Origin of the sequence: Legionella birminghamensis, from assembly GCF_900452515.1 — a bacterium.
Taxonomy (GTDB): Bacteria; Pseudomonadota; Gammaproteobacteria; order Legionellales; family Legionellaceae; genus Legionella_C; species Legionella_C birminghamensis.
Genome location: NZ_UGNW01000001.1, coordinates 83,444 through 96,484, shown reverse-complemented (window position 1 = coordinate 96,484; position 13,041 = coordinate 83,444). Strand labels below are relative to the sequence as shown.

Sequence of the window (13,041 nt, the reverse complement as noted above, 5' to 3'; positions counted from 1 at the left end):
TCTATCCTTGAATTTAAAGTCTAGAAGGGGTTTACAGAAACAGGCAAATTCTCAAAGGATGTTTCAGCGGCTTTGTGTTTCGAAATCTCATTCGCCTTTACGCTCAGTAAATCAATCCCTAGCTTAAAATTATTTTCTTTAGCGATATCAAGGGCAGTCTGACCCGCTTCATTTTTTAAGCCCAGATACCGTGGCAAGGCGGTTTTATCGGAAAGCCGCTGCTCAAGTTTGAGCACCATTGATATTAAATCAGCGCGCTGACTGATAACCGCCCAGTGCAGAAAACTGTTCCACTGTGCATCCTGTTGCGCAATCATATTGAAAAACATATTCGGAGGAAATTTTGCAAGGATTTCCCGCCCTTCACTGCGATTTATCAAATAAATGAGCAAGGTATCCGCTTCGCTCAAGTCACCCCACGGTCTGGCTGTAATATCAGGGTATAAATGAGTGATAATGCCGGCGTGTAACTCTTCTCCTACTGTGTCTGATATAGACAGCATTTTGAAAATAGCGTGCAGGAAAACAAGGCCTTCCCTGCTGCGGACCAGTGTTTCAAAGCGGCTTTTAACGCTGTTTTTGTCTACTTTGAATAATTGCTTTAAAGAAAAATTAAAGTTAACCAGTACTGGATTATCTTCCATATATTTAAGAAAGGATCCCCAAGGGCCTTCTCTGTCGTCAGACCAAAGACTGGTAGTAAACAGACAATAGAGTAACGGAGGAAGCTTGGGGGTGATACTAGCAGTCAGACAGGTGAACAATAAATCAGGAGGTGTGCCAACCACTAGCAGGTCGAGTTGTTCATACATCGCTTTTGAGCCAAGATTCGCTTTCGTTAATTGGAATAAGGCATTAACTCTGATTTCCCTTTCCAACTCGTTATGCTGGCTCATTCTCTCGTCTATAACTGTTTCAACAAGTTTTAGTTTTTTCCTCAATTCCTTATTTCGAGGGTTCAATGATAACTTATCCCGGCATACTTTCTGATCATGCCGAAGCGCATTTGTCTCATTTACAATTTTCTTAATCGCAGGAATCTGGATTGAACCTCTAGTCTTTGCTATCTCCTGTATGGCCACTGTTATATACTCTTCATCATGAAATGGGGGCGTATTAGTGCCTGAGGATTTCTCATAGTTGGAAGGATTCAAAGCATCGATTATTTTGCTCGAATTATTCTTTTTCGCTAGTTCAAACGCGGTTAAGTTCTGGCTGTTTTTGATACCCAGCACATCAAATTCCGGCTTCAGGTATCCGCCTCCTAAAGCCGCTGCCCTCGCCCTCATGATACTTTTAACCAGATCTTTCCGTTGATCACTAACTGCCCAATGCAATAGAGTATTTTTCTCTTTATCCATCCAGCGTAGTGTTGCGAATAAGGAACTACTGAAAAGTGTTTCAAATACAGCGAGGCCTCCGGGGTAATTAATCAGATAAATTAATAAATTTTCTTTGTCGTCCAGATCATCCCATGCATTTGTAGAAGAGGCGGCATAAAAAGTTGTCCATAACTGCGCAAGCGCGCCAGAGTGCACCGTTTCCGGGATTGACATGGAAGCCCAGATTGAATTAAGGAAATTAAGCCCGCATTGTTTGCGGCAGAGGATTTCAAAATAAGTTTTTCCAGAAGCAGGTTCTGTCCGAGTTAGCTCTTGCAAAGAGAAATAGCTATTTAAACCTTCATAGTGCTGCAATGCCAACCACTTGTCTTCATTCGGTTTTAAATTTCCTTTATCGAATTTTAATCGGCTTAGGAAGCAATCATAGCCCTGGTTCTCTGTAAGAACGAACCATTTTAAAATGGTTTCGGGCTTGTATGGGGGAACTCTTTTGAAAATCTTATCCAAATATTGCTTGGAAAAATTATTGAATAATTCATTGAGAAAGCGCTGAACTTTTAAATCGCCGGGTAATAATGCAGTTTTAGCTTGCTCTTTTTCTTTTTGTATTTCGGCCCATTTCTTTTCCAGGTCGGTGCCCTGAGCAATTATGGCATCACAGGTTTTTACTAATTCGCCGCTTGTTGCGATTTTGCTTAGTTTCACTGTATTCAGACTTGCCTCTAAATCGGCTACAGTGCCAGGAAGGCCTAAGTTTCTTTTAACCCCTCTATTGGCAAAGAATGTAGCCGGCGATCGAACCAAGGCATTACTCGATGGGAAAGGGCTTGTCTGATCCATAGTTTGTGGCGGTTTAAGCGACAGACTGGCTGTTATTGAGAGCTGCGCTTTCTGGGCAGACTGGCTGGCCTTCCTCTTCGCTTTCTTTTTTCGGTTTCGCCTGCTGCCCGCTGCCTCTTCTTTGGCTGGCTCAGGCAAAGCTGCCTGAGGCTCAGTGGCTTCTCCTGCTGGCGGTTCGATCTCTGGAGTTGCTTCCTTCTCTTGTTTCTCTTCTGCCAGCGGCATTTCCTTTTTAATCAGCTCATGCGCCAGCAAAAAGCTTTCATAATCGGCGTAGGGCAATTTGCCTTCAATCCAGCGGTGAAACGCATGCTGCGACCATTCCTTTTTACCCTCCCGATACAAGCGGCAAACTTCAAGCTCCCAACCCGCCAACTGTTCTTCCGCAGTCTGCTCGGATAATAGCTCCCTTAAAAAAGCAGACTTGGGCGTATTAATGCCCTCCTTTAACGCTTTACACAGCCAGGTTAAGGGATGGCCTTCATCCTGGTCAATAATCAAAGCTCCCGTGGCACGCGTACTGCTGGTAAAAAACTTATTCAGCGCCGGGCCAAAGCGCTCATCGCTGCAGCCGCGACGGGAGCGGTGGACAGGCACTTTGCCGTCAGGACCTATCTGGCCTAACTTGCGGCTGGCATCACGGCAATGCGCATTATCCAGCATGCGGTACAGCACCACATTTTCATATTCCAGTCCCTTGATTTGCTCCGGCGTGAAGATGAGCACGCCCTCCCCGTATTTACGGCGAGCCTCATCAATATATTCAGGCAGGGTGATAACCGCAAAATTACTTTGCCTGGCCAGCTTTTTTAATTTGTCCAACTCTTCCGGCGTCTGCTCTAACCAGTGGACAATGCCTTTATTTTTCTGCTCGGCTGACATCTTTATCTCAGGCTTTTCCCATTTATCGGCAGCGCCTCCCACCACCGTATTCTTAATGCTTATCACCTTGTTCGCAAAATGAACCACGTTCTCAGGGCAACGATAGGCATGCGGCAACTCAATATGATTCATCCCTTTCATCCCAAGCAGAAAAGGACGCTTGGATTTACAGTCAAAAAGGCTCTGGTGCGTATCCATGCAAAAGCACACCTGGCCGTCTTTCGCCAACTGCATTAGAAACCGCAACTGCAGATCCGATAAGTCCTGTGCCTCATCGCCTAGAACAAAATCATACTTGCCCTGCTCATTAACCGGCAGAAAATCCAGCGAATACTTGTGATTGTCTTTTAGATAATTCAAATAGGAATCATAAGCTTCCAAAATCCAGCGCCTGCTTGCCGGGGGATATAAACCCGCGTCCTCACCAAGCTTCAGATAATCGTCCGCACTCTCTCTATATCCTGATAAAAGGCGAAACTCCTGATACAGCTCATTGCGCTCCTCAAAATAATGATTCAGCTCTAATTCCGCTTCACTCGGCCTGTTTTTCTTACCACGAGTGCCGGCTGCCGCTGCCGCAGGCTTTAGCGCCGTTTTCTTGGCATCAAGATACCCCTTCAGCCACTGCTCAAAATCCGCTTCTTTTGCTGGCGTCTTACCCACAAAATAAGCGGACTGCTGCTCCCGTGCAACCGTTTCATACGTCTTAAACTCCACCCGCCTCTTTAAGGCCTCCGGCAGCGATATCTCAGCCCATATCTTCTCCATCGCCTCAATTAACTCCGGCGATTGCGTCACATACAAAATCCTCGCGTCCGGCTCCTGCGACAAGCGGCTGAGTACCTGCTGAATCAGCGATATCGCCACACAGGATTTGCCGGAGCCCGGCGGACCGCTCACCAAAGCCGGTAAATTAACCTGCAATACTTTGGCCTGCTCACTGTTTAAGCGAATAAAATTCTGGTTATAGCAACTTAAGGGGGTAACCCGATGCACCGCTGCCGCCCTTTCACCCGCTGCCTCCCGCGCCGCTGCCGCCTCTTCCTCGGCTATTGCCTCCGCAATCCGCTTCTCTATCGAAGCCCCATACTTCGCACGGTATTTCGCCACCCCATCCCGTAAATGGTATAAGGGCGATTGCGCATAGGCGTGATGCTCCGCTATACCCGCTATCATCGCCGTCCTGCCAAAATTCACTATCAGCGCACGGTCTGCACCACTCAAGCGCGCACTCCCCAAATTATCCTTATCACTAAACTCCTCATACGACACGGACTCCCCTGACAGCATCGCATCCGCTAGCTTATATACAGGCTCTGGACCTCTCCCATAACCCTCTAATACGGCTCGGTCTATAAATACCCTGTCCCAACGGGAAGAAGGTGCTGTTTTCTTTTTTGGCATGGGTTAACCTGAATAAATCCGACTGCAATGGCGGAATATTATACATACAGAGCTACGTTTAATCAAACAAAGAAGCCGTCGCAATTTTCGATGTTTAGTCACCACATCCCATATGGATCCCGCGCGCAGACCTTCGAATCCCACAGCATCGACCCTTCGAATCCCCGCGGCTGCGACCGCGGGGCCCATGGTCGCTCAAAAAAGTGCTCAGAAAAACCACAATCCTGCCACAGTAAAGATGAACGGCTTAGTAAATTGGGGCTCTGAATTAGACTCATTGGGCCCCGCGGTCGCAGCCGCGGGGATTCGGATGGGTCTTCGCGCGGGGATTCGAAGGGTCTTCGCTCGGGAGTTCGGAGGCGCATCGCCGGGCAGGAGGGAATCCATCATTCTGCAGGGAATCGCTTATTGAAACTCAAATTTTTCAATTTCATTCGCTAACATCGCTTCTACGTCCTTCGAGCTTAAACCAGTTGGAGGTGCAAAAAATACACTGGATGATCTAGTATAGGGATTAGGGTAGGGTATCGTTTTTGGCCCGCCTCTTAATCTGTCCCTTGCTATAATTGATTGTTTTTCTAACAAGGAAATGATGGCCTCAAGACTTACTATTTCAGTGTCATTGTTCCCCTCAGTTTTTATAGCTTCTTTAACCTTTTTAGCTAAAGCGAGCGGGATCAGGCCATCCTTATTCTGGATATTAAAAATAATATCCATATTTGTCCCTTTTACTGTACGGTCTCCCCCCCTTAAACCGGCTACCCTGGTATTCATAATGATGAGCACTAAATCCGCTCGCTTCTTGTTGATAGCCCAATGCAGAAAAGTATTTCCCTCTTCATCCTGTATTTTCAAACCCGGTGTAAAACGGCATTCCACAATTTTCTGAAAAAGAACTAGACCTTCTGAGCTGCTTATTAAATGCATAAGGCAGTGATTTTCTGCAGTTAACTTATCCCAGTTAAATTGACCCGGCTTGGCAAAAAATACCTCGCATATGCGCGCATTTAGTTCAGTACAAAAATTTTCATCAATAATTTCAGCAAAAATTAAATCAAGGATCTCCAGTCCTGCCGGTTTGCGGGCCAATATTTCAAAACGGCTTTTGGCGCAATCCGGTGCAGCTTCAAATAATTTTTGCAGGGGAAACCATTGTTTAAAATTTTTGGAGTGTTCTAATAAATAAGCGCGAAAGATCGTCCACTTATTCGGATCTTTTTTAAGCCGGGTCAAAAAACAGTCTGCATTCCCCGTTTCAGTAAGAACCAGCCATTTAAAAACAGTTTCCGGCTTATAGGAAAATACTTTATCAAAGTCTTTCGCGGAGCAATTTCGAAAAAGAATATCGAGAAATCTTTTTTCTTTTTCGGCCGCTGTAGGGACATTCGTAGAAACACTGGACATTACGGGAGGTTTCGATGGGCTCGATACCTGCGCTTCATCCGGGCAGGGCTGTTTTTCTATAGACTCAGGATTTACAAAGGTAAACTCACTGCATTCTGCTGTACGCCAAAACTTATGGGATCGGCCTATTTTACTTAAGGGTACGAAATGATTTAAATCGACGCTATTGGCAGACGGTTTAAGCGACAGACTGGCTGTTGTTGAGGGCTGCGCTTTCTGGGCAGACTGGCTCGCCCTTTTTTTCGCTTTCTTTCTGCGGTTTCGCCTGCTGCCCGCTGCCTCTTCTTCGGCAGGCGCAGGGGAAGCTGCCTGAGGCTCCGGGGTTTGGACTGCTGGCTGCTTGATCTCTATAGCAACTTCTGCATCCTGTTTCTCTTCTGCCAGCGGCATTTCCTTTTTAATCAGCTCATGCGCCAGCAAAAAGCTTTCATAATCGGCGTAGGGCAATTTGCCTTCAATCCAGCGGTGAAACGCATGCTGCGACCATTCCTTTTTACCCTCCCGATACAAGCGGCAAACTTCAAGCTCCCAACCCGCCAACTGTTCTTCCGCAGTCTGCTCGGATAATAGCTCCCTTAAAAAAGCAGACTTGGGCGTATTAATGCCCTCCTTTAACGCTTTACACAGCCAGGTTAAGGGATGGCCTTCATCCTGGTCAATAATCAAAGCTCCCGTGGCACGCGTACTGCTGGTAAAAAACTTATTCAGCGCCGGGCCAAAGCGCTCATCGCTGCAGCCGCGGCGGGAGCGGTGGACAGGCACTTTGCCGTCAGGACCTATCTGGCCTAACTTGCGGCTGGCATCGCGGCAATGCGCATTATCCAGCATGCGGTACAGCACCACATTTTCATATTCCAGTCCCTTGATTTGCTCCGGCGTGAAGATGAGCACGTCCTCCCCGTATTTACGGCGAGCCTCATCAATATATTCAGGCAGGGTGATAACCGCAAAATTACTTTGCCTGGCCAGCTTTTTTAATTTGTCCAACTCTTCCGGCGTCTGCTCTAACCAGTGGACAATGCCTTTATTTTTCTGCTCGGCTGACATCTTTATCTCAGGCTTTTCCCATTTATCGGCAGCGCCTCCCACCACCGTATTCTTAATGCTTATCACCTTGTTCGCAAAATGAACCACGTTCTCAGGGCAACGATAGGCATGCGGCAACTCAATATGATTCATCCCTTTCATCCCAAGCAGAAAAGGACGCTTGGATTTACAGTCAAAAAGGCTCTGGTGCGTATCCATGCAAAAGCACACCTGGCCGTCTTTCGCCAACTGCATTAGAAACCGCAACTGCAGATCCGATAAGTCCTGTGCCTCATCGCCTAGAACAAAATCATACTTGCCCTGCTCATTAACCGGCAGAAAATCCAGCGAATACTTGTGATTGTCTTTTAGATAATTCAAATAGGAATCATAAGCTTCCAAAATCCAGCGCCTGCTTGCCGGGGGATATAAACCCGCGTCCTCACCAAGCTTCAGATAATCGTCCGCACTCTCTCTATATCCTGATAAAAGGCGAAACTCCTGATACAGCTCATTGCGCTCTTCAAAATAACGATTCAGCTCTAATTCCGCTTCACTCGGCCTGTTTTTCTTACCACGAGTGCCGGCTGCCGCTGCCGCAGGCTTTAGCGCCGTTTTCTTTGTCTCGAGATAGTCCTTCAGCCACTGCTCAAAATCGGCTTCTTTTGCTGGCGTCTTACCCACAAAATAAGCGGACTGCTGCTCCCGTACCACCGTCTCATACGTCTTAAACTCCACCCGCCTCTTTAAGGCCTCCGGCAGCGATATCTCAGCCCATATCTTCTCCATCGCCTCAATTAACTCCGGCGATTGCGTCACATACAAAATCCTCGCGTCCGGCTCCTGCGACAAGCGGCTGAGTACCTGCTGAATCAGCGATATCGCCACACAGGATTTGCCGGAGCCCGGCGGACCGCTCACCAAAGCCGGTAAATTAACCTGCAATACTTTGGCCTGCTCACTGTTTAAGCGAATAAAATTCTGGTTATAGCAACTTAAGGGGGTAACCCGACGCACCGCAGCCACCCTTTCTCCCGCAGCCTCCCGCGCCGCTGCCGCCTCTTCCTCGGCTATTGCCTCCGCAATCCGCTTCTCTATTGAAGCCCCATACTTCGCACGGTATTTCGCCACCCCATCCCGTAAATGGTATAAGGGCGATTGCGCATAGGCGTGATGCTCCGCTATACCCGCTATCATCGCCGTCCTGCCAAAATTCACTATCAGCGCACGGTCTGCACCACTCAAGCGCGCACTCCCCAAATTATCCTTATCACTAAACTCCTCATACGACACGGACTCCCCTGACAGCATCGCATCCGCTAGCTTATATACAGGCTCTGGACCTCTCCGATAACCCTCTAATACGGCTCGGTCTATAAATACCCTGTCCCAACGGGAAGGAGGCGCTGTTTTCTTTTTGGGCATGGGTCAACCTGAAACTAAATATGAATACAAAACTGGTTCGATATTATACACGCAGCCCTTTATTTTGTAATTAGATTATTTTTAGAACAGCCAACTATTTTTGAAATACATAGGTTCCTGGTGCACTGCACAGAGGGGGATAACCCTTTTCCGGGTTACCCATAGGTGGGGGCGTCACTTTTTCACCTGATTGAGCGGCCAGCCATTCCTCCCAGACAGGCCACCAGGATCCCTTATAGGATGGCGCTTTCTCAAGCCAGCTGTCGGAGGTCAAGTATTTATCATGCGGTTTACGCGTGCGTATCTGATAACTGCGGTTTTTATGCCCGGGTTCACTGACAATTCCGGCATTGTGGCCGCCGCTAGTCAGGACAAAAGTAATTTCAGTGTCGGTAAACAAATGGAGCTTATAAACAGAACGCCAGGGGGAAATATGGTCTGTCTGTGTCCCGACAACAAACATAGGCACTCGAATATCACTTAAGGCAACCCGACGGTGGTTCACCCGAAAGCGCCCCTGGACCAGATCATTATTTAAAAATAAGTAATGCAGATATTCTGAATGAAAACGATAGGGCAAGCGGGTAGTATCATGGTCCCAGGCCATCAGATCATTTAATGGCCGACGCGTGCCCAGGAAATAATGGTGAATGATTCGGGACCAGACCAGATCATTGGATCGGAGCATGCTGAAAGCAGCAGTCATTTGATTCCCTTTTAAGTAACCCTGCTCCCACATAATATCTTCCAGATAGGTCACCTGGCTAGGATCGATAAACAACTGCAATTCCCCAGGCTCCCTGAAGTCAACCTGGGCGGCAAAAAGGGTCACACTTTTCATGCGCTCATCCGAACGGCCTGCTAAGGCAGCGGCGACCATGCTAAGCAGAGTACCGCCTAAACAATAACCTACAGCATGAACCTTCTGGGTGGGAACAATACTCAGAATGGCATCCAAGCCTTCTAAAATGCCATGGTTAATATAGGTATCAAAACCAAAATCCCGGTCTTCATGACCCGGATTTTTCCAGGAAATGATGAAAACAGTATGTCCCTTGCCCACCAGATACTTCACCAGCGAATTATGAGTGGAGAGGTCTAGAATATAATATTTCATAATCCAGGCAGGTATTATAAATACAGGCTCCGCATAGACTTCTTTAGTAGTTGCTTCGTACTGAATAAGCTCAATTAAACGATTTCTGAAAACAACTTTTCCAGGCGTCACTGCCAGATTGACGCCTACCTTGAATTTTTCCATTTCCTTAGCCGGCAGGTTTAGCCACTCACGAAATATATCCTCGATAAGATTTTCTGCCCCTGCTAAAAAATTCTGGCCTCTCGATTGCAGCGACTTTTCAATAATCTCAGGATTTGTCCAGGGAAAGTTGCTGGGTGAAAAAATATCGAGAAACTGACGTTGAACGAAATTAACAACCCGTAAATGATGCGGTGTGGCGCCGCGGATTCCCCATGTCATTTCATTGATAGCCTGCTCTACCATTAAAAATTGCTGGACATATAATGAAAATGGAAAATTTTTCCAGGAGTCTGCCTGAAAGCGCTTGTCTTCGAGTTTAATCTGCATGCAATGTTCGTTTTTACTCAGATCACCGTGCTGGCAGTGGACGGCAAAAAAAAGCAGCTTGATTAGATTCTGCCAATTTTTTCGAGCAATATAAACCTGTCTGGCGGGTGCCATATTAAAATGGGAAAGCCAGTCAAAAAAAGCGAGGGAAACTGACGCAGGAGATAACCATCCGGTAAAACGTCCCTGCCAGGAGTGCAGGAGGATATCGAAAATTTGCCCGTCATAATGACCATTGGCCGGGGGCTCAACCGGTTGCAATGATTTGTTGTCTGGATTCGCCTTGTTCTCTTCTGTCATCACGGTCCTTTGTTAGAAGAGAATTTGCTAATTCATAGAGCGAATTGCATCAAACTCTTGATAAAACTCTTCATCCTGTCGAAGTCCATCACAGAAATTTAGCGTTTTTTGTACATTATTCTCTGGCTTCACAACCACTGAATCCGCATTTTCCTTTTCCTGCTCATCTATTGCATTTTTAACGTCTCGATTACGCATGACTACTCCCCAGCATTACACTTATATTTTAACTTTAGCCCATAAAATAATTTTTGCTATTGTTCGAGACTTGTTGCCAAAGCAAGGGCTTGTTGTATATAGTTTTTTAATCAGCTCAAAAAAGGATGCCCATCGTGTTAAAGCGCGACATATCAAGAACCAATGTATTAATCGCAGCAGCAGGGGGCATGATCGGTTCCGGTTGGCTGTTTAGTCCTTTTATCAGCGCCCAAATGGCTGGAAGCAATGCGTTGATAAGCTGGATCCTTGCAGCCTTGTTTATGCTGTTTATTGCACTCCCTCTTTGCGAACTTGGCGCAATGTTCCCTATCTCTGGTGGAATGACCAACTATCCAAGCTTTACCCATGGCAATGAAGTTGGTTTTTTGTTTGCATGGACCTCCTGGTTATCCTATGTGGTTATGACGCCCATTGAAATTCAGGCCATCCTGCAGTATTCCAGCCATTTTTTCCCAGTCTTGCTGGTAAAAAACTCCACGACATTTACGCTGTCTGGAATTGGTTATGTTGTTGCCATCGTTATCATGTTTTTTGTGGTATTGCTCAATTCCTACGGCATTAAAATGCTTGCCGAATGTAACAAATTTGCCAGTATCATAAAATTTCTGGTGCCCAGTATTGCCATTGTTGCTTTGATATCCAGTGCGCCATCCATGGCCAATATTGACATTCACCTTAGTGATAAAAATGCCTGGGTACAAATCTTTACCGCCCTCTCAGCCGGCGGTGTAGCCTTTGCATTTACCGGCTTTCAGAATGGCCTGATGCTCGCAGGCGAGGTGCAGAACCCCCAGCGCAATATTCCCATTGCGATTCTTGGCGCAGTGCTTATCGGCTTTGTTTTATATTTTATGCTGCAGCTTAGTTTTTTAGTCGCCATACCCTCGTCCTATCTGGCAAATGGCTGGCAGAATTTAAGTTTCCCTGGCGATAGCGGGCCTTTGGTGGGTCTCAGTTTACTTCTGGGTCTGGGGCTCGTTGCCATGTTGCTGATGTTTGATGCCGCTTTCTCACCATTTGGCACGACATTGGTGTATACGGCCGCGACTTCTCGAATTGTTTATGGCATGTCGCTCAATAACCATTTGCCTAAATTCTTCACCCGATTAAACAGACACCGCATTCCCTACATCACTCTCTATGCCAATTTACTAGTGGGCTGCTTATCCTTTCTGCCCTTTCCCGGCTGGCAAAAAATGGTGGCTTTTCTATCTTCCTGCAGTATTCTTTCCTATGGAATAGGACCCGTCTGCCTCCTCGCCATGCGTAAATTACAACCCAATCGCGAACGGCCATTTCATCTGTCCGCCAGCCAGTTTTTCTGCCATGCAGCCTTTTACGCCTGTAATCTTATGCTTTACTGGTGTGGCTTTGATATTCTTTGGAAACTGGATTTGGCCTTATTACTCGGCTTTATTATAAATCGGATCTGTCAAAGGAAAAAATCGACCGCTTTCACCGATCGAAGCCTCTACTGGTTTGCATTCTATATGAGCTCCATGTTGCTTGTTTCCTATCTGGGTTCTTTCGGGGGGATTGGCCGAATCGGCTTTCCTCAGGATATTATTCTGATACTGCCCCTGAGCATGCTAATCCTGCACTTCTCACAAAAGGTATTAGTGGATGACAAACTGCATCAGGAAATTACTTCAAATTTACTGATGGCAGAGATGGCGGAATCTTAATCAAGCCGGAGCGGGATCTTTGCCTGGCGTATCCTCTTGCTGTAAACTTTTTACATAAGCCTCACCATCCATAAAGGCCATGTGGGTACCCTGATGTTTGCGCATGGCTTCATTTATTTTTTCGCAAAGTTCTGTAAAAGCCAGTTCGGTATATTCCCCTTCATTGGGATCAAAAAATGAGTAACTGTCCTTCGTTTTCTTAATCACCATCGAATGGCCTTCAAAATCAAAAAAAGTTTTCTTGAAAACAGAAAATTTAACATAATGCCCGTCGGGAAGCGCATCCAGTTTTTCAGCCAGGGCAGATTCGTTAACCAAACCGTTTTTCTGATTCGATTCGAAAGGCCTGAATAAATCGTGCGGATAAATATTAAAGAAATAAGCAATGATTTTCTGGAAGAGAGTACTGACATGAAGGATATGGCTTTTTCGGATTTTATCCTCGTTTAAATCAGTCACATAGAATCGATGACGGGAAATTTTCTCTTTTTCTATCAGAACCAGTTTGTCATCGTCGGCTTTCATTTCGAAGGATTTTTTCGCAAAGGCATCACTGAATCGTTTGTTGTGCTTAAATGTTCTTCCCAGCTTATCTTCCATAATTACAAAATTACAAATCAGCTCGCACAAGCCATTAAATTTCAAATTAATCTGATGCAGGCTTGAATAGACGTCTTTGTTTTTCTTTACTTCATCGCAAAGTTCAGTCTGATCAAATTTGATTAGATTGCCAGGCGATTTATCCTGAACTGTTTGCCCCTCAGCCCGATTGCAGGCATTAAAGATTACTGTTTCACCCTGGATATTCACGTCAATGAAAAACTGCGTTGGTTTCATAATAATAGAGATAAGCCAAAAACTGATAAACAAAGTTATTTTAGCACAAAAAGATGAAATTAAATACATTAAGCCTTACTTAAACGCA

Annotated in this window: 6 protein-coding genes; 1 reads left to right on the top strand and 5 read right to left on the bottom strand. The window is 46.0% G+C overall.

Annotated features, from left to right (window positions below; translation table 11 throughout):
- Positions 1 to 20 precede the first annotated feature (20 nt).
- From DYH42_RS00400 to DYH42_RS16485, 4 genes are all read right to left on the bottom strand, one after another.
- Entirely contained in the window at positions 21 to 4,469 is a 4,449-nt protein-coding gene (locus DYH42_RS00400) for a UvrD-helicase domain-containing protein (protein ID WP_115316876.1), read from the bottom strand.
- A gap of 405 nt (positions 4,470 to 4,874) precedes the next feature.
- Complete coding sequence (locus DYH42_RS00390) at positions 4,875 to 8,324, bottom strand: UvrD-helicase domain-containing protein (protein WP_115316874.1); 3,450 nt, start codon at positions 8,322 to 8,324, stop codon at positions 4,875 to 4,877.
- Positions 8,325 to 8,418: 94 nt separating this feature from the next.
- The gene (locus DYH42_RS00385; RefSeq protein ID WP_058524237.1) at positions 8,419 to 10,212 is read right to left on the bottom strand and encodes a PHA/PHB synthase family protein; all 1,794 of its coding nucleotides are present in this window, start codon (positions 10,210 to 10,212) and stop codon (positions 8,419 to 8,421) included.
- A 27-nt stretch (positions 10,213 to 10,239) separates the two neighbouring features.
- Positions 10,240 to 10,410 (bottom strand): hypothetical protein, encoded by a 171-nt coding sequence (locus tag DYH42_RS16485; protein WP_157062405.1) that lies wholly within the window; start codon positions 10,408 to 10,410, stop codon positions 10,240 to 10,242.
- Positions 10,411 to 10,544: 134 nt separating this feature from the next.
- Here DYH42_RS16485 and DYH42_RS00380 point away from each other — a divergent pair, with 134 nt between their 5' ends.
- Positions 10,545 to 12,116 carry an APC family permease gene (locus tag DYH42_RS00380; RefSeq protein WP_058524238.1) on the top strand — a complete coding sequence of 524 codons (1,572 nt, stop codon included), beginning with the start codon at positions 10,545 to 10,547 and terminating at the stop codon, positions 12,114 to 12,116.
- On the opposite strand, the gene DYH42_RS00375 is transcribed toward DYH42_RS00380, so the two are convergent.
- Positions 12,117 to 13,022, bottom strand: a complete 906-nt coding sequence (locus DYH42_RS00375) for a hypothetical protein (protein ID WP_065232838.1) — start codon at positions 13,020 to 13,022, stop codon at positions 12,117 to 12,119.
- Positions 13,023 to 13,041: the final 19 nt, after the last annotated feature.